This is a genomic window from Psychrobacter fulvigenes (assembly GCF_904846155.1).
In the GTDB taxonomy this organism is placed as follows: domain Bacteria; phylum Pseudomonadota; class Gammaproteobacteria; order Pseudomonadales; family Moraxellaceae; genus Psychrobacter; species Psychrobacter fulvigenes.
The window spans coordinates 157,563-179,033 of record NZ_CAJGZP010000001.1 but is presented as its reverse complement, the minus strand read 5'-3'; the positions used below and the strand labels follow the sequence as shown (position 1 = coordinate 179,033).

At 45.1% G+C, this 21,471-nt stretch carries 17 protein-coding genes and 1 riboswitch; of the genes, 8 read left to right on the top strand and 9 right to left on the bottom strand.

Going from position 1 to position 21,471, the window contains the following annotated elements:
• Positions 1 to 213: 213 nt before the first annotated feature.
• Entirely contained in the window at positions 214 to 1,503 is a 1,290-nt protein-coding gene (locus JMX03_RS00835; protein ID WP_201593858.1) for a replication-associated recombination protein A, read from the top strand.
• A 329-nt stretch (positions 1,504 to 1,832) separates the two neighbouring features.
• The gene (ribBA, locus tag JMX03_RS00830) at positions 1,833 to 2,939 is read left to right on the top strand and encodes a bifunctional 3,4-dihydroxy-2-butanone-4-phosphate synthase/GTP cyclohydrolase II (RefSeq protein ID WP_201593857.1); all 1,107 of its coding nucleotides are present in this window, start codon (positions 1,833 to 1,835) and stop codon (positions 2,937 to 2,939) included.
• A gap of 299 nt (positions 2,940 to 3,238) precedes the next feature.
• Here ribBA and JMX03_RS00825 read toward each other — a convergent pair whose 3' ends face one another.
• The 6 genes from JMX03_RS00825 to JMX03_RS00800 form a co-directional block, all read right to left on the bottom strand.
• A complete protein-coding gene (locus JMX03_RS00825; protein ID WP_201593856.1) occupies positions 3,239 to 3,727 on the bottom strand; it encodes an acyl-CoA thioesterase in 489 nt (162 codons plus the stop codon).
• 63 nt (positions 3,728 to 3,790) lie between these two features.
• Positions 3,791 to 4,750 carry a hypothetical protein gene (locus JMX03_RS00820; RefSeq protein ID WP_201593855.1) on the bottom strand — a complete coding sequence of 320 codons (960 nt, stop codon included), beginning with the start codon at positions 4,748 to 4,750 and terminating at the stop codon, positions 3,791 to 3,793.
• 92 nt (positions 4,751 to 4,842) lie between these two features.
• A complete protein-coding gene (locus JMX03_RS00815; RefSeq protein WP_227695086.1) occupies positions 4,843 to 5,778 on the bottom strand; it encodes a uroporphyrinogen-III synthase in 936 nt (311 codons plus the stop codon).
• 147 nt (positions 5,779 to 5,925) lie between these two features.
• Positions 5,926 to 6,933 carry a hydroxymethylbilane synthase gene (gene hemC / locus JMX03_RS00810; protein ID WP_201593853.1) on the bottom strand — a complete coding sequence of 336 codons (1,008 nt, stop codon included), beginning with the start codon at positions 6,931 to 6,933 and terminating at the stop codon, positions 5,926 to 5,928.
• A 298-nt stretch (positions 6,934 to 7,231) separates the two neighbouring features.
• Positions 7,232 to 7,969 (bottom strand): LytR/AlgR family response regulator transcription factor, encoded by a 738-nt coding sequence (locus tag JMX03_RS00805; RefSeq protein ID WP_201593852.1) that lies wholly within the window; start codon positions 7,967 to 7,969, stop codon positions 7,232 to 7,234.
• A gap of 507 nt (positions 7,970 to 8,476) precedes the next feature.
• Positions 8,477 to 9,550, bottom strand: coding sequence for a histidine kinase (locus JMX03_RS00800; protein ID WP_227695084.1), 1,074 nt, complete (start codon positions 9,548 to 9,550; stop codon positions 8,477 to 8,479).
• Positions 9,551 to 9,735: 185 nt separating this feature from the next.
• On the opposite strand from JMX03_RS00800, the gene argH reads away from it, so the two are divergent.
• From argH to thiC, 3 genes are all read left to right on the top strand, one after another.
• Positions 9,736 to 11,109, top strand: coding sequence for an argininosuccinate lyase (gene argH / locus JMX03_RS00795; protein WP_201577640.1), 1,374 nt, complete (start codon positions 9,736 to 9,738; stop codon positions 11,107 to 11,109).
• A gap of 357 nt (positions 11,110 to 11,466) precedes the next feature.
• Complete coding sequence (locus tag JMX03_RS00790) at positions 11,467 to 11,757, top strand: oxidative damage protection protein (RefSeq protein WP_201576241.1); 291 nt, start codon at positions 11,467 to 11,469, stop codon at positions 11,755 to 11,757.
• Between the two features lie 121 nt (positions 11,758 to 11,878).
• A riboswitch (TPP riboswitch) is annotated at positions 11,879 to 12,023 on the top strand.
• Positions 12,024 to 12,267: 244 nt separating this feature from the next.
• Positions 12,268 to 14,385 carry a phosphomethylpyrimidine synthase ThiC gene (gene thiC / locus JMX03_RS00785; protein WP_227695076.1) on the top strand — a complete coding sequence of 706 codons (2,118 nt, stop codon included), beginning with the start codon at positions 12,268 to 12,270 and terminating at the stop codon, positions 14,383 to 14,385.
• A 92-nt stretch (positions 14,386 to 14,477) separates the two neighbouring features.
• Here the strand turns inward: thiC and JMX03_RS00780 are convergent, their stop codons facing one another.
• Together JMX03_RS00780 and JMX03_RS00775 are read right to left on the bottom strand one after the other, a co-directional pair.
• Positions 14,478 to 15,368: a fructose bisphosphate aldolase gene (locus JMX03_RS00780; protein WP_201576245.1), complete on the bottom strand. Its 891-nt coding sequence runs from the start codon at positions 15,366 to 15,368 to the stop codon at positions 14,478 to 14,480.
• Positions 15,369 to 15,718: 350 nt separating this feature from the next.
• A complete protein-coding gene (locus JMX03_RS00775; protein ID WP_201593850.1) occupies positions 15,719 to 16,597 on the bottom strand; it encodes an EamA/RhaT family transporter in 879 nt (292 codons plus the stop codon).
• A 347-nt stretch (positions 16,598 to 16,944) separates the two neighbouring features.
• Between JMX03_RS00775 and JMX03_RS00770 the strand changes: the two genes are divergently transcribed.
• The 3 genes from JMX03_RS00770 to JMX03_RS00760 are packed head-to-tail and all read left to right on the top strand — an operon-like array spanning position 16,945 to position 20,418.
• A complete protein-coding gene (locus tag JMX03_RS00770) occupies positions 16,945 to 18,861 on the top strand; it encodes an ABC transporter ATP-binding protein (RefSeq protein WP_201593849.1) in 1,917 nt (638 codons plus the stop codon).
• A gap of 31 nt (positions 18,862 to 18,892) precedes the next feature.
• Positions 18,893 to 19,792: an alpha/beta fold hydrolase gene (locus JMX03_RS00765; protein WP_201593848.1), complete on the top strand. Its 900-nt coding sequence runs from the start codon at positions 18,893 to 18,895 to the stop codon at positions 19,790 to 19,792.
• 8 nt (positions 19,793 to 19,800) lie between these two features.
• Positions 19,801 to 20,418 (top strand): alpha-ketoglutarate-dependent dioxygenase AlkB family protein, encoded by a 618-nt coding sequence (locus JMX03_RS00760; protein WP_201593847.1) that lies wholly within the window; start codon positions 19,801 to 19,803, stop codon positions 20,416 to 20,418.
• A gap of 11 nt (positions 20,419 to 20,429) precedes the next feature.
• On the opposite strand, the gene JMX03_RS00755 is transcribed toward JMX03_RS00760, so the two are convergent.
• A complete protein-coding gene (locus JMX03_RS00755) occupies positions 20,430 to 21,437 on the bottom strand; it encodes an NADP-dependent oxidoreductase (RefSeq protein WP_201593846.1) in 1,008 nt (335 codons plus the stop codon).
• Between the last annotated feature and the right edge of the window lie 34 nt (positions 21,438 to 21,471).

The following is a 21,471-nucleotide window of genomic DNA, read 5'->3' as shown; positions in this document are numbered from 1 at the left end:
GCTGCCTAACTGCGATGCAAGTAATCGGCCTACTTTTTTATAAGGCATTGATACCATAATCTATTGATTATCATAGTCTATAAATAAGGCTGGCCACCACAAAATAAAAGCATCTAAGACATAAGCTGTACATTTATATGACTGGCATTAACATGGAACTGCGCTAGCCTCACTGATACTGCAGCAACGCTTCATCAAAAAACAGAGAACTTTATGCCCCCCAACTTTCATACCGATACCCCACTGGCGCAGCGTATGCGTCCGACTTCTCTTGATGCCATCATCGGTCAAGCACATCTGTTGGCTGAAGGTGCACCGCTGCGGCGCTTGGTTGAGCAAAACCATCTACCATCTATCATCTTACATGGTGAAGCAGGTATCGGTAAAACCACCATCGCCATGCTATTAGCTGGTGCCGTTGGGCGGCCGTTTCATGCTTTGTCAGCGCTCAATACAGGCGTCAAACAACTACGTGAAGTCTTGGACAGTAAAGACGGTTTGAGCTTTGAGTCGCCAGTGGTTTTTATCGATGAGATTCACCGCTTTAATAAAGCCCAGCAAGATGCTCTTTTAGGAGCCGTCGAATCTGGTGATATTACTTTGATTGGCGCGACCACTGAAAACCCATCTTTCAGTGTCAATAATGCTCTACTATCACGTTGCCAAGTGTACCGTCTAGAGCCGCTTACCTCGGAACAGATTGCTACCGTACTCCATCGCGCGATTACTGAAGATAGCGTACTTCAACAACTGTCTATCAACTTGCAAGCGCAAGATTTTATCAGTCAATTGGCTCATGGAGATGCCCGCAAAGCGCTCAATCTATTAGAGCTGGCGGTACAAACGGCCGATGCAAAGCAGTCACCTATCATGATTGATGATGAATTGGTCGGACGAGTGGCTCAAACGGCGCTGGTACGCTACGACAAAAACGGTGAGCAGCATTATGATATCGTCTCCGCAATGATCAAATCCGTACGCGGCTCAGACCCTGATGCGGCGCTATATTGGATGGCGCGAATGTTGGTTGGCGGTGAGCCTGCAGACTTTATCGCACGGCGCTTAGTGATTTTGGCCAGTGAAGATATTGGCAATGCCAACCCCAATGCACTCCTGCTCGCTGATGCGGCGCTGCGCAGCGTCCAGTCGATTGGGATGCCTGAAGCACGTATTATCTTAGGTCAGGTCGTGGTTTATCTGGCGACCAGCGCCAAAAGTAATAGCACCTATCAAGCAATCAATGCGGCGATGGCTTTGGCAGAAAAAGACGCCTCCCCTGTTCCTCTACATCTGCGTAACGGTGTCACCAAACTGATGCGTGACCAAGGCTATGGTCAAGGTTATGCTTATCCACATAACTATCCCAATCATTATTATCCGCAGAGCTACTTGCCTGATAATCTAGTGGGCACACGCTTTTATGAATTTGCAGACAATCAGCGTGAGCAGCACAGTAAACAGTTTATGGATTGGCTAAAATCTCAAGCGGCGAGCAATGAATAAAAAGTGTCCTCTAGGCCGCGTCCTCATCAGATATACAGTCAGTCCTAAATAAAATAGCGACAAATATTATAACGCCATACACCAATAATCAGATTGATGGCCTAGCAATGAGATGACCAGTCGCAGCCCAAGCCTTTAAAATCTGCCAACAGTAACCATATCAGGATACGAGTAACATTTATTGAGGCTTTCCCATCCCTATTAATGAGTGACTTTCTAGCAACAACCACAGCGCTGCGGCTAATCTACTGCTACAATAGGCAAATTAATTTTTATTTTTACACCTTATCTTCCACACATTGATAAATAATAAAACATTGAGACTTTTTATGAATTTGAATACTGTTCCTGAAATTATCGAAGACATTCGCGCTGGAAAGATGGTCATCTTAATGGATGATGAAGATCGCGAAAACGAAGGCGACATTATCATGGCGGCAACCCATGTCCGTCCTGAAGACATCAACTTTATGATTACTCATGCACGTGGACTGGTATGTTTGACCCTTTCGCAAGCACGTTGCCAACAGCTAGCACTGCCGCTAATGTCTGATCGTAACGAGGCAAAATTCAGCACCAACTTTACCGTCTCTATTGAAGCGGCTGAAGGCGTAACGACTGGTATTTCTGCTGCAGATCGTGCGCGTACCATTCAGGCGGCTGTATCGTCAGCTGCAAAACCAGAAGACATCGTACAACCTGGGCACATCTTTCCTATTATGGCTCAAAACGGCGGTGTCTTGCACCGTGCTGGCCACACTGAAGCCGGTTGTGATTTAGCACGTCTAGCAGGACTTGAGCCAGCAGCGGTCATTGTAGAGATTATCAACGCTGATGGTACGATGGCACGCCGTGATGATCTTGAGATATTTGCCAAAGAGCATGATCTAAAGATCGGTACCATCGCTGATCTCATCAACTATCGCATCGCTAATGAGCAAACGGTAGAAGAGATTGACACGCATCCTTTTGAGACAGAACACGGTACCTTTACGCTACACCGTTTCCGCGAGTTTGGTGCAGATGAGACTCATATAGCACTGGTCAAGGGTGATGTGAGCGAAGGTGTGAGTACGGTACGTGTTCACGGGTTTCATCCGCTGCGTGACTTGTTCGCCGCCAAGAATGACACCACTGGACGTAGTGGCTGGAGCGTACAAGCGGCATTAGAAGAGATCAGTGCTTCAGAGCGTGGGGTCTTGGTATGGATTGGTAGTCATCAGCCGATCGATTTGGGTGACGCGCTTGATAAAGCCTCCGATAATCAATCACTATCGACCATTGCTCAGCAGCCGTATCGTAGTATCGGTCTTGGTGCCCAGATTCTGCGCCATTTAGGGGTGCGTGATATGCGCTTGCTGTCATCGCCGATGAAGTTTTACGCTCTATCTGGCTTTGACTTAAACGTTGTGGACTTTGTCCATGCACCCAAATAAAGCTAATATCGAGTTTAAAACTTCCTGTTAGCAAATACAGCATACAAAAAAGGCACGCTCATTTTATTGGCGTGCCTTTTTTTTAACTGCGTTTATAGTCAGCTGAATGTAAAACTGTTATGGAATTAAACGCGCTACTGGTATAAATTTTACTTGCGTGCTGCGTACCCAGAGGCTGCGCAACTGTACTTCAAAAGATAGCATCCCAGTAGCGTTATGACATTTTTAGAGTGTATCGACGACTATAGACTGCTTCTGACTGTCAGAACTATATTTGAATAATCAAACAGACCCTACTATTAAGACTCAGGCGTGTGACCAAACTCTGCTTCCAAAGCAAACAGTTGCTCGCGCTCAGCGGTGGTCCATGGCATTTTTTGTTTGCCATCACTAGCAAAACGCACCAACACCGCATCAGCAGTAGCAACCACTGCTTGCTGCGCCAAGCTATAGTAGCTGTACTCAATGACAATACTGGTATTGCCAAGACGCTGACAACGGACGCCAATCAGTAAAGTATCAGGATAGACCACTGGACGTATATACTGACAGCTTGACTGCGCCAATATGGTAACACTGCCATCAAATGCCCCAATCTTTTGTAAATAAGCGATACGCGCTGATTCAGCGTAACGATAATAAACCACGTTATTCAAATGATTGAACGCATCCATCTCACCCCAGTGTATGGCTTGGATATATATCACTGCATAATGTGCAAGCGCTTCAGGACGGCTCTCACGTGGCAGCTCTGCCGTCAAACTTGATATTTGATTAATAGTAGTCATCATTCACCTTGTTTTTATCGTGGATTGGCTATAACGCTGATGCCATTATCACTATACTCACTCCTATCGAGACTTATCAAGCATTTGTGTCGTCAATAAAGGCGTTGCGGCTGGAGCATTGGCAATCAGCTCATCAAGCCAGACCATGACTTCGGAGATATTATGTGGTGCTTCTTTGGTTAAGCTCTTCTGATGACCAGTCGTGTGCTTATCAGTATCAGTAGATGGCGTGGCAAACTTTGCATGAGCTTTATCTTTGGGCAGAGATGTATTTGGCACAAGTACTTGCAGCTGCTTTTGTGCCTGCTGTAGATAACTGGTTAACTGTTCTTTTTCACGCATATTGCTGGCTTGCATCGCCAAGTTTAGCGTCATGATTACTTCATGAATGATGAGCTGCCGATTCGTTACTGTGATCCTTGTAGTGCTATCTCGGCCATCATTTCTAGCATCAATGCTATTCCCATAATTAGTGCTATGCAAAAACTCTTGAATATCTTGCATCGCAAGGTTTTGTAGCTGCCATGGGCTAGGCTGGTTGCTCTGAGCCTGCAGACGCTCAATGTCTTCGGCCAAGCTTTGTTTGATCACGATGGTTAAAGTCGGTGCAATCTCATTATTACTTTGCGATAGCTGCCACTGCAAACCTCGTAGCAAATCAATCGCAGCACTATGGTTGTTATCAGCCAGTAGTCTATCGGCTGCCTGTATTTGAATGCGTAATAAATCCAGCTGGTTTTGTGCTTGACTGCCTGCTTGCGATCTAGGTTCAGGTAGACTTTGCTGACTGATGGCAAAGAGGCGATCATCCATCTCATTCAAACGACTGACTACTTGCTCATTGCTGTGCAAACGCTCATTGATTTGATTTTGAAAACGCTGCTGAGAGACATATAACCAAGCCAAAGCGATTATCAATAGCAATATAAACAGCCACTGCAATCGTAACAATAAGATGCTCGCCTGCCGGCGCTGCTGAACGGCAGCTAGCGTATCAGATGAAGGTTCAAGCTCTGTTGACATAATGCAGCACCGTTATAGATAGTTTTGATTGCTCCTCAAAATGAGCAATCAAATAATAAAGTAGCAAAAATAGTTGTTTATAAAAGCGTCCGCTAGGACAGACGATCACTTTGAATGGCATCTAAAATAGTCGCAGGCGACAAGTCCTCTACACGCCAATGGCGCAGTTGCTTCTCAGCAAGCATATTCGTTAAACGCTCACCTAGTACCACATAATTAAAATCAGACAAGGTCAGCGCAGACGCCTGCTCTAAACCTGAGTCTGATACAGAGGCCTGTTTTTGCGCGACCACGCTTGTCCAATGCTCAAAAGCGGTACCACTACTCACAATGACAACTGGCTTTGACAGTGGTTGTTCTTCATCTTTTGCCGTAAAGCGGCTATGCCATTGCTGGTAGTTTGCACTTGCATCGACAGGTAAAGTACGCTCGTACCAAGCGATACTATCAATCTGTACTCCGCGCTCCTTTAGAGTATTCGCCAATAATCGTCGTCCACCAAGCCCGCGCCAAACCAAAAGCTTGTCACCTGCTTGCAGATGCTCAATCTCTGGCATAGCCAGCATACCTTCATTGTTGGCAATAATTGGCTTTAGGACTTGATAGTTAGGGTGTAGCTTGGGATCTTGCAATACTGAAGCTGTCGCCTCTCCTACCGCAATGATGTGGCTGGGTGCTGTGTTAGCGCCAAGCTCATTCGCTATCGTTCCTGATGATTTATTTGTATCAGCTTGCTGCTTTTCTTGTGCAAGCGCTTGCCACACTGCCAAGCCCGAAGCCGCCGCCGTGGGGCTGACGATGACCAACGCTTGATAGTCACCTGCTAGCCAGCGGCGCATCAGCTCGATATCTGCATCACTGACAGCACGGGTTTGCAGTGTCAACATTGGTATATCGACAACCGTCAAACCAGCAGCCTGCAAATACTCCGTTAAAGGTGCGGCGCGCTCTACTGGACGGGTATTGATCACCACGGCTGGAGATGATGTTGAGAAGTCCGTTAATTGAGACGATGATGCGCGAGACATAGACATATACTTGCTCGAAACAATGGGTTTGGTTTGTGCCAAACTCAAGAAGTTTGCCTGCGTTTGTTGCTCAACTTTTTGAGTTTGACCATGGATTAAAAAACAGAAGCCATGAAGATACTCACGACAACTAGGGTCTGTTTACAATTAAGGGTTATAAATTGCTGCCAAAATATCACCTGCACCATCAGCCAACAACATCTTAGCGACATCGATACCCAGCTGATTGGCCTGCTCTTCTTGCTCTGCTTGCGTTCCTGTTAGTGTAATACGCTTGTCAGCTTTTAGCAGTTCGCTGCCATCCGCTTGTCCGACACGGCCGCGCAGCCATAACTGATCACCCGCATCATCGTTGTCAAAATCTGTCGCGTCTGCCGCATGCAGCACGGCAAAAGCTGCAATAGGAACCTGGCAGCCACCCTCTAAATGACGGTTCAAAGCACGCTCTGCGATTAGGCGAATACGCGCTTGATTATCATTAAGCGGTGCAAGCAATGCCATTACCTCTGCATCACCTTCACGGCACTCAATTGCCAATGCCCCTTGACCGACTGCTGGCAAGCAGGTGTCGATATCGAGCTCACCACGAATGCGCTCCGTCAGCTCAATACGCTGCAGACCACTGGTCGCTAGGATAATCGCATCATAATCCCCCGCATCAAGCTTTCCTAATCGCGTCCCTACGTTACCGCGCAAGGTTTTTATTTGTAGGTCTGGACGGTAGGCTTTGATTTGACATTGACGACGCAAACTTGAGGTACCAACGACGGCGCCTTCTGGCAACTCATCGATATTACTATAAGTGTTAGACACAAACGCATCTGTTGGCGCGGCGCGTTTGCAATAAACCCCAAGCGTCAGGCCTTCAGGTAGCTGCATCGGTACATCTTTTAATGAATGTACGGCAATGTCTGCCTGCTTGTCATACAGCGCCTGCTCAAGCTCTTTGACAAACAAACCCTTACCCCCGATTTTTGCTAGAGGCGTGTCCAAAATCTTATCACCCTTAGTGACAATTTTTAGAAGGTTGATGGTCATCTCTGGATATAACGCTAAAAGTCGGTCACGAATGTGCTCTGCTTGCCATAAAGCAAGAGGACTTTGACGAGTGGCGATGTTTAACGTCTTCAAAGTAGGTTGCTGTGTGGTGCTCATAAGTGGCCTCAATATAATGGGTTCGATATTGTTGATTCAATATTACTGCTGTTAGGACGTCTATAAGACGCAAAAAAATACCCCTATTTAAGCATAAATAAGGGTCTGATGATATGGCATCTGTGTTCGCATACTTTTTCGTTAAGAGGGTTAATAATTATAATAAGTTGCGAAAGCTGCCGAGTAAGTCGCGAGAGCGGTGGGAACCTTTAAAGATTTGAATGTAGAGGTCTGAATAATAAACGCTACTTTTTATCAATATCTACTTTTCAGCGGCCTTGCGTGATAAAATACAAAGTTACATACTTTGTATTTTATCACGCAATGCCGGTAGATGGCGACGGCTAACCGCTAAAGCCTCTTCAATCCCTTTAAAACGAACCTGATACTGTCCTGAGTCTATGGTTTCTAGATAATCTAAATAGCTGAGATTGATAATAGCATTGCGATGAACGCGGAATAGACGCTCGCCAAACTCTTCCTCAAGCTCTTTTAGGGTCTCGTCAATCAGCACGACGCCGTTTTTATGACGGACTTTGACGTACTTTTGATCTGCCGTAAAGTAATAGATATCTTTAAGCTTAATTAACTCAACGCCGCGATGGGTACGCGCAGAAATATGCTCACGTACAGGTCGAGCCGTCGGGTCTTCAAGCTTACGGATTTGGTTTAGCTGAGCCGCATTTAAGTTTTTGGCTTTACTCAGTGCATCCAATAGCTCATCTTTGTTGGCAGGTTTTAATAGATAACCAATAGCATTGGCTTTGAACGCAGTAATAGCATAGTGATCATAAGCCGTGACAAATATAATCGCTGGCGGATGCTCAAGCTCATTGAGTAACTGCGCACAACGCACTCCGTCCATCTCCGGCATGCGTATGTCTAATAAGATAACATCAGGTTGCTTTAGCTTTACCGCAGTAACGGCTTCTGCACCCGTCGTTGCTTGTGCGACCACCTCATATCCTGACTCCTGTACAATCCTGACCAAACGCTCACGAGCGAGTGGTTCATCGTCACAAACGACAATACGCATGTCAACTCCTCTCTTTTAGCATCTTAACGCTATATTAATATTATTAACAATTTTTATCTGACAGTAGGAGGAATTGCATTGCTCACTGATACTTCTCATCCTACGTCTGAAGACCTAATCTGTTGATTCGTTTGCAAATAAAAATGTTATAAAGTAAAAGTCTTAGTCCATGTGGTATTGTTATTTTCGCCACATTCTACTGTAAACCTAAAGCGTAGGCTGCTTAAACTAAAAAACATTTGTTTTCTATTTGTTATCTTAATTTTTAGATTTAAACAAACAATCAGGCGTCTTAATAATAATTTATCGCCTTTTACCCATAAAAATTTAAAGATATTTTAGAAATAAACAGTTACTTTTAGTATGACTACCATGGGTTAGCATTTTTAAAATAGCTACTTAGCTAAGCGATGCAATAAGCATGCCATAGCTAAGAAATAGCTTAAAATTAGGCTTAACAAACGTTACAGGATGAAGCTATTGATTTACAGATATGAAAGATATGATTTAAAACCCGACGTCATATAGAGGATACTTAATGACCGTTCTGATGCGTTCGCTGGTCACCGTACTTTCGATCTCTGAGCTTTCTCCAAAATAGGTTTTTAAGCGCTCAGCTTGCCCATGCAGATCTAGTTGGCGGCGCAAATCATGCGTAATCATCAAGGTCTTGCTAGGTAATTGCACAGTAATGGTAATGGCAACAACGTGCTTTTGCCACGTTACCACAATATCGATATAGATAGTTTCAGTGGTCATCTCAGCCACATTGAGTAACATCTTTTCGAGTACACTTTGTAAGGTTAATGCCGTAATCACCATATCATACATAATATCATCGTCAGGAAGATCCCAACTGACAACCAGCTTATCCGTCAAACGGCTCGACTCAATGGCCAAATAATGCTCACACAGAGCAACCTCTTCTTCAAAGCTAATCTCACGTGGACCATTAAAACTGGCACGAAACAGTGCTGACACATGTTGCAAAAGATCTGCCGCTCGCGGTGGGTTAGACTCAATAAGTGAGGTTAAAGTATTAATAGTATTAAACAAAAAATGCGGGGCAATACGCGCTTTGATTAAATAGTTTTGAGCGGTGAGTTTGTTTTCAAATGACTGCTTAAGTGCCGCCAACTCACGATGTCGATGTAAAAAATATATTAAAAACACTAACGTAAAACCACCAGAAATCACGCCATCAAACAATACATTTAATACAAAAGCGTGATAATTATATTCAAGCCAGCCAACGTTGATCATAACCAGCATCACCAAAATCATCATTAACACAGAGCTGATGATCATTAGTAGTAATATAGACATACTGGCTTTAGGGATGCTCATGCGCTTCAGAATAGGACGCAGATAATCAATCAAATATAACGGAGGAATAATCGATAGAATATTTTGAACGACTCGGCTTATAAAACCAATCAAGAACTCTGACCAAGTTACGAGATCATGACGATCAATAACGGTGACAAACAGCGACCAAAAAACGATGTATAGCAGCCACTGCCAAAGCTTCATGACCTCCATGAGTTTGGGAATAAAAAACTCTAAGCGCTCAGCTAGCAAGGCAACCTCATCCTTTGCTATACTTAAGCTCTTATTCTCCTGACTTGTCTTAGACCAATATGAACGCCAACTCTTCAAATTCTAGTAATCCCCAGCCAAATAATCATTCAGGTGCGCTCGATTCTAGCACAAACGCAGCTAAAAACACCGCACAAAATAACCAATCAAATAGCCAAGGCCAGCAAATGTGGGGTGGACGCTTCAGTGAAGCAACCGATAGCTTCGTTGCCGCATTCACTGCGTCAGTCGGCTTCGATCAACGCTTTGCCCGTCATGATATCGAAGGCTCTATCGCCCACGCTACCATGCTCAAAGAGTGCGAGATTCTGACTAGCGAGGAAGTCGCAACCATTATCGATGGCCTACAGCAAGTGCTCAGCGAGATCGAAGCGGGCGAGTTTAACTGGTCCATTACGCTTGAAGACGTGCATATGAACGTCGAGTCACGCTTGACCGATATCGTCGGCGACGTCGGCAAAAAACTACATACGGGACGTAGCCGTAATGATCAGGTCGCCACCGATATTCGTCTGTGGTTACGCGAAGAAACTGACAATATCATCGCCCTGTTGGTACGTCTACAAAGCGGCCTGCTTGATTTGGCAGCGCAGCATACCGATACTATCATGCCTGGCTTTACCCATTTGCAAACGGCGCAGCCAGTCAGCTTTGGCCATCATGTGATGGCATGGTTTGAGATGTTATATCGTGATACCGAGCGTCTGGTCGATGCCCGTCGCCGTATCAATCAGATGCCACTTGGCAGCGCTGCCCTTGCGGGTACGACCTTTCCAATTGATCGTACCATTACCGCTGAGCTGCTTGGCTTTGAAGGTATTTGCCAAAACTCACTCGATGCGGTGTCTGACCGTGACTTTGCTATTGAATTTACTTCAGCGGCTTCCATCCTAATGATGCATCTATCACGCATGAGTGAAGAGATCATCTTGTGGATGTCGGCGCAGTTTAACTTTGTACAGATTCCAGATCGTTTCTGTACTGGCTCATCTATCATGCCGCAAAAGAAAAACCCTGACGTGCCAGAGTTGGTACGTGGTAAAGCGGCGCGTGTTTTTGGACAACTGATGACCTTATTAAGCCTGATGAAGAGCCAACCACTGGCCTACAATAAAGACAACCAAGAAGACAAAGAGCCTCTCTTTGATTGCGTTGACACCTTAACGGGTTCGCTACTCGCTTTTGCTGATATGCTACCAAACATCACGCCAAACATCGATGCCATGCGCGAAGCCACCATGAAAGGCTATGCGACTGCGACCGACTTGGCAGACTATCTGGTTCGCCAAGGTGTGGCATTCCGTGATGCGCATGAAGTGGTCGGTAATGCGGTTGCATTGGGTATTAAAGAAGGCGTTGATTTAAGTGATTTATCACTTGCTCAACTGCAGCAGTTTAGTGACGCGATTGGTGATGATGTGTTTGATTTCTTAACTTTGGAAGGCTCACTTGCCGCCCGTGATCATCTAGGCGGTACTGCACCCAATCAGGTTAAGCTAGCCGTAGCTAACGGTCGCGCGCGTCTAAAAGTGTTTGCATAAGTATCTGATTTACCACTGCATAGTTTATCAAATAAAAACACCCGCCATCCATGCGGGTGTTTTTGTAAGTTTTATCAAGAATGGCAGCTGTTACCGTCTATACACTTGATAGCCTTTGCTAAATCTCCCAAGACCGTTATCATATAGTCAGTTGAAAATAAAACTCTTACATAAATTTAAGCGCGCTACTGGTATAAATTTTACTTGCGTGCTGTTATCACAGAGGCTGCGCAAAATTCACCCCAGTAGCGCTATGTTCTTTTTAAAGTGCATCGACTATAGGTGGATATGAATATTCGATTCAGTACCATATCAGTACCATAATAACGACTTAATACCACTAATAAGGACTACCTCATGACTGAGACTTTTAATCCGCAAGCCAATACAGTTTTTTGCCGCAAATACCAAAAAGACTTGCCAAAAATGCCGCATCCTCCTTTTCCTAACAAAGCAGGACAAGCGCTGCAAGAGACAGTCTCTGAAAAAGCATGGAACGACTGGCTTGAGCTGCAAACCATGCTGATTAACGAAAACCATCTGAGCATGATGGATCCTGAAGCCAAAAAGTTTCTAACTGAGCAGCGTAACAAGTTTTTAGACAATGAAGACTACGAACGCCCGCAAGGCTGGACACCTGAGACATAACACACTCCTGTGACAGCTTAAACTAATAAACTTAATACGAGCAAACTTATCGTTTATTAATTATCAATAGATGGCTAGGTTTCATCATAAATTTTTGTTAGTATAAAGCTGATTCACAACACTGACAGACTCGGGGTGCGGTGTATTAAAGGCTCGCTTTACTGAACTTGCTTTATTAAAGTATCTGCCTTTATACATTCGCTGAGAGATCACCCGCCGAACCTGATGCGGTTAGTACCGACGCAGGGAAGTCTTAAGCACTGGCTATACCGATACAAAGGGCGTGCAGAAATGCCTTTATATTACCGTTATTATTTTATGTCGCTTGTTAAGCGCTCAAAGGTGACGGTTAATATTAAGCTGCGTCCACTGATTTTTTAAAACTATCTATTACTAGGGTTAGTAGTAGATGGTTTTTATAAGACTGATCTTGTATTGATAACCAACGCTTACCCCCGCAGCTACTGGCGGTGTTGCTTTTACTCAAAAACCAACACGCTAGGACAGCACATGACTACTCTAGAAAACAGCTCAAGTACCAACTCTAACTCCACTTTAAGCACCTCTGCTAATTTTCATACGCCCGTCAATAATTCTATTGATAATGCGCATAATAGCAAAGCTGACAAAAAAGCGGACGCGCTAAAAACCCCTGCCCACCGCACGTCTACCGACGCCCGTTTTGAAGAAGACGCTCGCGACTTACACCGCATCCTCCCCGCCTCTCAAAAAGTCTATATCGAAGGTTCAAGACCCGATATTCAAGTACCAATGCGCAAGATTGAGCTGGCTCCAACGCCTATTCAGGGCTTGGCTGAGGCTAACTGGGAGCAAAACCCGCCATTTTATGTCTACGACACCTCAGGCGTCTATACCGATCCTGATGCCCAAATTGACCTAACCAAAGGTTTACCAAAACTACGCGAAGGCTGGATAGCTGAGCGCGACGATACCGAACAGTTAGATGGCTTGTCCAGCTCATACGGGCAAGCGCGTGCGCGTGATATCACCACGGCCAATCTACGTTTTGCCCATATTGATAAGCCGCGCCGTGCCAAAAAAGTCAATGGCAAAGCGGGTAATGTCACGCAGATGCACTACGCGCGCCGCGGCATCATTACTCCTGAGATGGAATATATCGCCATTCGCGAAACGCAAAAGCAGCATGAACTGACTGATATGCGTCAGCACGACGGCGAAAGCTTCGGTGCTAATACGCCTACAATAACTACCCCTGAGTTTGTACGCTCTGAGGTCGCGGCTGGACGCGCAATTATTCCCAATAACATCAATCATCCTGAATCCGAGCCGATGATCATCGGGCGCAATTTCTTAGTGAAAATCAATGCCAATATCGGTAACTCGGCGCTCGGTTCTTCTATCGATGAAGAAGTGTCGAAAATGACGTGGGCGACGCGTTGGGGCGCCGATACGATCATGGATTTATCCACGGGCAATCATATCCATGAGACCCGTGAATGGTTGATTCGTAACTCGCCAGTACCCATCGGTACGGTGCCTATTTATCAAGCACTTGAAAAAGTCGATGGCGTAGCAGAAGACCTCACTTGGGAAATATTCCGTGATACCCTGATTGAACAAGCGGAGCAAGGCGTAGATTACTTCACCATTCACGCGGGCGTACTTTTGCGTTATGTGCCTCTAACCGCTAACCGACTCACAGGTATCGTCTCGCGTGGGGGCTCAATCATGGCGCAGTGGTGCCTCGCCCATCACAAAGAAAGCTTTTTATACACGCATTTTGAAGATATCTGTGAGATTATGAAGCAGTATGATGTGGCTTTTAGCTTAGGTGATGGCTTGCGTCCTGGTTGTTTACAAGATGCCAATGACGAAGCGCAGTTTGGCGAGCTACGTACGCTTGGCGAGCTCACGCAAGTTGCTTGGCAGCACGATGTACAGGTGATGATTGAAGGCCCAGGCCACGTCGCGATGAATCGTATTAAAGAGAATATGGACTTGCAACTTGAGACTTGTGCAGATGCGCCTTTTTATACGTTGGGGCCATTAACGACAGATATTGCTCCTGGTTATGACCATATTACCAGCGCCATAGGTGCAGCCATGATTGGCTGGTTCGGTACGGCGATGCTTTGCTATGTGACACCAAAAGAGCATCTCGGTCTGCCCAATAAAAAGGACGTCAAAGACGGTATCATCACTTATAAGATTGCCGCTCACGCTGCCGACCTCGCCAAAGGTCATCCAGGTGCACAGGCACGTGATAACGCATTATCCAAAGCACGTTTTGAGTTCCGCTGGGATGATCAGTTTAATCTGGCACTCGATCCTGATACCGCGCGTGAATATCACGATGAAACCTTGCCCAAAGACGCGCACAAATCGGCGCACTTTTGCTCCATGTGCGGCCCGAAATTTTGCTCAATGAAAATCACTCAAAACGTGCGCGAATATGCGAAGGGTTTAGAGAGTAAAGTGACGCCAAGTAGCGGTGATCTAAAAGATAATAATCATCGCATCAAGCAAGTTGATACCGAGCTGGTTGGACAAGCCCGAGAAGCGAGCTTAGATGAAGTTCGTCAAGGTATGGCAAAGATGACTGAGAAATATCACTCTGAGGGTCGTCAATTATATAAAGAGGTTTAGGGTAAACTGTTTATTTCTTATTTAGAATAAAAAAGCTCTACTAATAGTAGAGCTTTTTGCTTTTAGATGGCTTATATCAGTAACAAATTTCGTTAAACCTTCGACGCTTTATAAATCTCATCAATAGAAGCATCAATCGTATCAGCAAACTCTTTATCACTTTGCTGTTTGCTCAAGCCTTCGGTAAAAGCACGTGAGAAACTGGCAATCATACCTGGATTCTCTTCAAGTTTATCGCACGCATCATGACGGCTATAGCCACCAGACAGTGCAACTACCTTGAGCACTTTTGGATGATCAATCAGTTCTTGATAAAAGCCAGCCTCTTCAGGTAGGGTGAGCTTTAGCATCACTTGATGGTCATCGCTTAGACGCTCAAGGTTACGTAGGATATCCGCTTTGAGCAGTAGTTCACACTCATGCTTTTTAGCACTATTGATATCTACTTCTGGCTCTACAATTGGCATGAGACCTTTTGAAAGGATTTGTTTGGCAACGTCAAACTGCTGCTGCACCACCAGCTCAATACCATCGACATTAGGCTCATAAATCACTGAGCGCATTTTGGTACCGAACACTGGATACTTTTTGGCTTTATCTAATAAGGCATCCAAATCTGGCATGGGACGCATGACTTGCACGCCACTCATTTGTTCTGCTAAGCCTTTATCTACTTTCAAAAATGGGACAATATTTTTATCTTCCCATAGAAAGTTAGCCGTTGGCTTACCATTGACTTCGCGATCCATCGTATCTTCAAATAAAATCGCACCAAGGACGCGCTCATTATCAAAAGTATCGCAGGTCATGATACGAGCACGCATTTCATGTACCAAATCAAACATGGCTTCGTCATTATCGTATTCATCGCCGCTCACACCATAGTTCTCAAGCGCTTTGGGCGTACTACCGCCACTTTGGTCAAGTGCAGCGATAAAGCCTGAATCGTTTTTTATGCGTTGTAATTGCTTTTGGTATTCCATTAAGTGTTCATCCTATACTTATTAATAAGGGTCAGTTTTTATTGTGATACGTTGTACATTAGATGTTGTATATTAGATGAGTTATAAGCGTTTATACGTCATCGAATCATAGACAACTTTACCACACACCATGCTTTGTGCCTATATTCAGTCAGTTAAGAATAAGCACCTTCCTAGAACAATTGTTGGTATTTTGTAGACCATCACTAGGAGTTAGTATATATACCGCGAGAAGAATATACAAACTGAACCGTTAATTGACGAGCAAATATCGTGTCATCAGCTATTTTTTTCATTGATTATGCTATTGCAACATCCAACTCAATGGCAGTTAAGCGCATAAAAACTGTTTAAGCCAAAAACAGAACCGCCACACAGCTCACTGCGAGTACTATCCCAAGCATGTTTATACGATTAAGCTGCTCTTTGAATACGCCTACACCAATGATAGTCGCCACCGCGATAACACCGACGTTCATTCCCGTAAATACGATACTTGGCGACTCAGACAAAACCTGATGAGCACGCACATACGCATAGATATTACCCATATTTAGTGCACCGAGTAGCAGCCCTGCTATCAGAGCATTACCCTGCCAACGCACGCGAGTGATGAGCAAGTAGATAAACAAGAGCAGTCCTGCCATCCCAAAACTGACAAATAAAGTCAGCGGAAACGCAGCTCCTTGCTTGGCAACTTGTTTAAATAAAATATCAATAACGCCATAGCCTGCCCATACCCCAAATAGCCATAATGGAGTTCGTAGTGTACGGTTAGGAGTAGTAGCTTTTTTACTAATGTCTTGAGTGCTAGCTGCTTGCTGCGGACGGTAGATTAAAGCCGCAAGTGCCAAAAAGCCCAGTCCTAACCCCAATATTCGCGTTCCTGTTAGTACTTCACCGAATAGCATAAATGCCGCGATGATAGGAATAATCAGCGATAAACGCTGCGCGGCATCGGTTGCGACCATACCGACCGCCTCAATCGCTCGTCCAAGGATCACAAAGACGGCAGGTAATAAGAGGCCAAGTGCAATGATAATACCCCACGCATTGCCCAAAGTACCAATACTGCTAACATCTGGCTTTAACAATAACCAAGTGAGCAAAAATGCCACAGGATAACCTGCCACGATGGTTTGACGAATGTCTATATTCTTCTGACGCAATACTTTTAATAGTACAGAGACAGCGACGCTGCAAAGCACCGCAATCGTTAAATACATCATTAGCTTCTACCTTATTAAGCCGCAAGTTTGCGTGTTTATTATTCATATAATTTGATTGAGGACACGCCCTAGTGTTGGCGCTATCATCAGTGCAAAATAAAATTGATCTCAAGCAAATAAAATAAAACTATAGAATGTAACAATATATTTCCCATATGGCAATCTATTTATAATCGCTCAAAATATTGGTTCCTACAAAGTGTCTACTGCGTTCAAATTACAATTAGCATGCAGGTGTGATTGCTAAGTTTTGCTAAACTAGCGTGCTGTTGCACCCCTATAAATAATGGCTCAAGAAGCCTGTCACTTTTAATGATGCCAGTCATCTTGATGTATTTCTATTGCCTATGAATGCTCTATTTCGTTTTTTTGAAAACCGCCTGCCAGCCTTTCCTGAATCCCCTATGCCGCTGCCCTCACCCCGTGATGGACTGCTGAGGTTTCTGTGGGCCTGTACCAAAGGTCTGCGTGGCTGGCTCCTGCTGTTTATGATTTTATCCGCAGGTATTGGAATATACGAGGCGATGCTGTTTGCGTGGATTGGTGACATAGTCGACTGGCTTGGCATCTATACACCGCAAAATCTATGGACAGAAAAAGGGGATATGTTGCTGCTGATGTTTGCAGTGATGCTTGTCAGTCCATTTTGGATTGCCTTATCATCCTTTATCCACTTTCAGACCCTACAGGGCGTGTTCCCAATGCAAATGCGTTGGCGCTTCCATCAGCGCATGCTTGGGCAATCGATGCAGTTTTATCAAGATGAGTTCTCTGGTCGTGTCTCTGCTAAGGTGATGCAAACAGCGCTTGCCGTGCGCGATACTGTGATGACCGTCACTGATATGTTCATGTATGTCACGGTTTACTTTATTACCACTGGTGTCATTTTATTTAATTTAGACAGCCTATTATTAATACCCTTTATCGCTTGGTTTGTCTTGGTTGGCCTGACCATGTGGTTCTTTATTCCTAGGCTCAAACGTACCGCAATCGTCCAAGCGGACGCCCGCGCCTTGATGGTTGGGCGTATCACCGATGCCTACGCCAATATCATGACGGTCAAGCTATTCAGCCACTCACGCCGTGAGCTTGGTTATGCCAAAAACGCCATGGGGCAGTTTTTGGGAACGGTGCATGCGCAAATGCGCTGGGTCAGTTATTTAGAAGTATCAACCCACCTTATTAGCGTTATTTTGGTCAGTAGCACGGCGGGTATTGGTCTGTACTTGTGGCAACAAGGCGCCGTTGGCGTCGGCGCGATTGCCGCAGCCACGGCTATGGCGTTACGTCTAAACGGCCTAACGCGCTGGATTATGTGGCAAACCGCCAGTCTTTTTGAAAGCATCGGTACGGTGCAAGATGGCATGCGTACCTTATCTGCGCCGCAAACCATCATTGATAAGCCCAATGCGCCAGCGCTCAACGTCACTGATGGTCATATTGTGTTTGACCATGTTGATTTTAGTTATGAAGGCGAAGAAAACACCGACGTCGAAGGTGAGCGTGTTGACGAGATTGAGACTGCCGCCACCGCGCTGAACGCTTCACAAGTTAAACTATTAGATAACTTTTATTTGGATATCAAACCAGGTGAGAAGATTGGTTTGGTCGGGCGCTCAGGGGCTGGTAAGTCAACTTTGGTAAATTTACTATTACGCTTCTTTGATGTCGATAAAGGTAAAATACTGATAGATGGACAAGCCATTGATGAGGTCACCCAAGAGTCATTGCGCGGGCAAATTGGTATGGTCACCCAAGATACCTCACTGCTCCATCGTACTGTGCGTGAAAACATCGCTTATGGCCGCCCTGACGCTAGTGACGAAGAAATCATCCATGCGGCCAAGCAAGCGCAGGCATGGGACTTTATCAAAGATCTATACGACGACAAAGGCAACACTGGCCTTGATACACAAGTGGGTGAACGCGGAGTCAAACTCTCTGGTGGGCAACGTCAACGCATCGCCATCTCCCGTGTTATGCTAAAAAACGCCCCGATTTTATTGTTGGATGAAGCCACTAGCGCACTTGACTCTGAGATTGAGTTTGCGATTACCGAAAGTCTCAATGACATCATGACTGGCAAGACCGTGATTGCCATCGCTCATCGTCTTTCTACCATTGCCGCTCTAGACAGACTGGTCGTGATGGATCAAGGTCATATCATTGAGCAAGGCAGCCATGATGAGCTATTAGCAGTAGATGGTGTTTATGCGCGCTTGTGGCAGCGTCAAAGTGGTGGTTTCTTAGGTGAAGACAGTTAGTTAATGTAGATTAAAAGGTAGTATTATTCTCATGGAAGCATATGCAAAAAACATCAGTATTAACGACCAGCAAGCACGCTACTATGATCTAAGCTCGCTCAATAAGTTAGAAGCAACCCTAAATAACCAGCGCCCTTCAGCACATTTCTATGGTGGCAATGGTTTCACAGTCGGCACTTATGAGCCGTTATTGACAGAGCTGACAGCAGGGTTTGATCTTAGCTCTCTGGCGATGCGTGGCTACTGGTACGATGAACCGGCCAATAAAGTGATGACCCGTGAGCAAGATGCCGCCATGCTGATTAAATATCTAGAGAAAACCCAAGACAAACCCATTGTAGGTATTGGCCACTCGCAAGGCGCAAGCGCGACGGTGATGGCCGCTGCACAGCGTCCTGATTTATTTTCGCAGTTATACCTTATTGATCCTGTGACCTTTACCAAGCCGCAAACACTGTTATATAGCCGTATTCCTCGGCGACTACTGATGACTCAAGAGCCATTTAAAAGCACGCGTAAAAAACAGCGCCACTGGACGAGTATCGATGATTACTATCAATACTTGCGTCAGCATCGGGCTTTTAAACGCATCAGCGATGAGCATCTAACCACCTTCGCAAATAACAGCTTAGTCAAAACAGATGATGCTCGCTATACTTTACTATTTAAACCTAAACATGAGCTAGCCAGTTATTTTGGTACGCCTTATATTACTAGTGCCCTAAAAAAGTTGAATAAAAATAACGTACCCTACATGCTGATACTCGCAAAGCCTTCTGTATTCAATAGTGATAAAGTGCGCAAAAGCTGGCAAAGCATAGTGCCTGACAAGCACATCATCACCTTGCCTGAGTACGGTCATCTATTACCCATGGAAGCACCTGAATTATGCGCTCAAATCATTCATGAGCACCATCAGAGTGGTAAATAAGCCAAGTCATGACTGACCTTTTTACTCACACCCCCACTGAAAACCTATTGCCATACGACGGTAAGGTCAATGATTTAGGCGTGATTACTGAGCATGCTGATGCTCTCTATGAAACATTATTAACCGAGCTACCTTGGCAACCTGATATCGTGACATTGTTTGGTAAGACTCATATCACCAGTCGTCAAATCGTTTGGATGGGTGATAAAGGCATCAGCTATCACTATTCTGGTCATGCTCGCAAAAGCGTTCCATGGTCTGATGTAGTGTTTCATGTGAAACAATGTATTGAAAAGCATCTTGCAGAGCTAGGAATCATGGCTGAGTTTAACTCGTGCTTGCTGAACTATTATCCTTCGGGTAGCGAAGGTATGGGCTATCATGCGGATGATGAAAAAGAGCTCGGCGCTCAGCCTGTTATTGCCTCGCTCTCCTTGGGCGCTACGCGTAAATTTGTCTTCAAACACAAAAAAACTCAAGATAAAGTCGAGCTTCATCTTGAGTCTGGTCAGCTTATCGTCATGCACGGTGATACGCAAAAATTTTGGAAACACACCATCACTAAAACCAAAAAGGTCGATGACGGTCGTATTAGTCTGACCTTTCGTCGTATGCTATCGGTTTGATCAAATTCAGCTTAGCTTACTTCCAATACAATCTTGCCAAAAGCATCGCCTTTTTGTAGCTCACTGTGGGCAGCAACCACCTCTGACAGTGGATAGCTCTGCTGTACCTCTAACACTAGCTTGCCATCAGCCAACTGTTGTAAAACCCGCTGCATATCCTCACCATTAGGCTTGACTGCATAGCCGTCGACGCTTAGATCTTGCGAGCTTCCTGCTTCTTTTAGCTTGTCAACCCAAATGGTTGGCAGTACATTGATACGGCCACCCGATTTGAGTACGCTCAGCGCTCTGACACCCGCCTCATCTCCGACCAGATCTAGCAGTACATCAGCTTGCAGGTCAGGGAAGGCATCGTCTTTTGTATAGTCAATCCAACCTGCTAGCTTATCGACATCGACCAGCTCTGACAGCTTGTCATACTTCTCAGGTGAGCAGATAACGCTCACTTTGATATCGTCTTGTGTCACCTTATCCATGAGTAGCTGGATAACGAGGTGACCTACTCCGCCTGCTGGTGCATTCATCACTACATGCTCGCCTTTTTTGATGTCTGCGAATTCTACAAACTGTAGCGCGGTCTGTCCCACACACGGCAAGGCACCTGCAGCTTTTAATGACACCGACTCTGGGACTTTGGCGAGCAGCTTTGCGTCTACTGCCACATACTCGGCATAACAACCACCGCCAAAGCTTAATGCAGCCACTTTATCCCCAACAGCGAACTTATCGCTGTTACTATTGACTACCTCGCCTGCCACATCAAAACCTAAAATGGCTGGCTCGTCATTATCAAATTTTACTTGACGGATATTGTCCGCACCCCAACCTTTACCTTGGCGCGTTTTGTAGTCAACGGGGTTAATACCTGCATAAGCGACTTTTATGAGTACTTGCTCATCGTTAAGCTCAGGAATCGCAACACCCTCTTGATAGCTCATGACATCAGGTTCGCCAAACTCTCGAATGAGCACGGCATGTTGAGTGGTTGGTAGTTGTTGATTATTAGTAGATTGAGACATGTAATATATCCTTATATTATTTAGGGTCTGTTGA

Excerpts from the sequence above, each read along its gene's own strand:
- JMX03_RS00790 (WP_201576241.1), top strand. The coding sequence starts at position 11,467 with ATGACTGAGACTTTTAATCCGCAAGCCAATACAGTTTTTTGCCGCAAA.
- JMX03_RS00835 (WP_201593858.1), top strand. The coding sequence starts at position 214 with ATGCCCCCCAACTTTCATACCGATACCCCACTGGCGCAGCGTATGCGT.
- JMX03_RS00825 (WP_201593856.1), bottom strand. The coding sequence starts at position 3,727 with ATGACTACTATTAATCAAATATCAAGTTTGACGGCAGAGCTGCCACGT.
- JMX03_RS00755 (WP_201593846.1), bottom strand. The coding sequence starts at position 21,437 with ATGTCTCAATCTACTAATAATCAACAACTACCAACCACTCAACATGCC.
- JMX03_RS00760 (WP_201593847.1), top strand. The coding sequence starts at position 19,801 with ATGACTGACCTTTTTACTCACACCCCCACTGAAAACCTATTGCCATAC.
- JMX03_RS00775 (WP_201593850.1), bottom strand. The coding sequence starts at position 16,597 with ATGATGTATTTAACGATTGCGGTGCTTTGCAGCGTCGCTGTCTCTGTA.
- JMX03_RS00805 (WP_201593852.1), bottom strand. The coding sequence starts at position 7,969 with ATGCGTATTGTCGTTTGTGACGATGAACCACTCGCTCGTGAGCGTTTG.
- JMX03_RS00780 (WP_201576245.1), bottom strand. The coding sequence starts at position 15,368 with ATGGAATACCAAAAGCAATTACAACGCATAAAAAACGATTCAGGCTTT.
- JMX03_RS00765 (WP_201593848.1), top strand. The coding sequence starts at position 18,893 with ATGGAAGCATATGCAAAAAACATCAGTATTAACGACCAGCAAGCACGC.
- argH (WP_201577640.1), top strand. The coding sequence starts at position 9,736 with ATGTGGGGTGGACGCTTCAGTGAAGCAACCGATAGCTTCGTTGCCGCA.
- JMX03_RS00815 (WP_227695086.1), bottom strand. The coding sequence starts at position 5,778 with ATGTCTCGCGCATCATCGTCTCAATTAACGGACTTCTCAACATCATCT.
- thiC (WP_227695076.1), top strand. The coding sequence starts at position 12,268 with ATGACTACTCTAGAAAACAGCTCAAGTACCAACTCTAACTCCACTTTA.
- JMX03_RS00770 (WP_201593849.1), top strand. The coding sequence starts at position 16,945 with ATGAATGCTCTATTTCGTTTTTTTGAAAACCGCCTGCCAGCCTTTCCT.
- JMX03_RS00820 (WP_201593855.1), bottom strand. The coding sequence starts at position 4,750 with ATGTCAACAGAGCTTGAACCTTCATCTGATACGCTAGCTGCCGTTCAG.
- ribBA (WP_201593857.1), top strand. The coding sequence starts at position 1,833 with ATGAATTTGAATACTGTTCCTGAAATTATCGAAGACATTCGCGCTGGA.
- hemC (WP_201593853.1), bottom strand. The coding sequence starts at position 6,933 with ATGAGCACCACACAGCAACCTACTTTGAAGACGTTAAACATCGCCACT.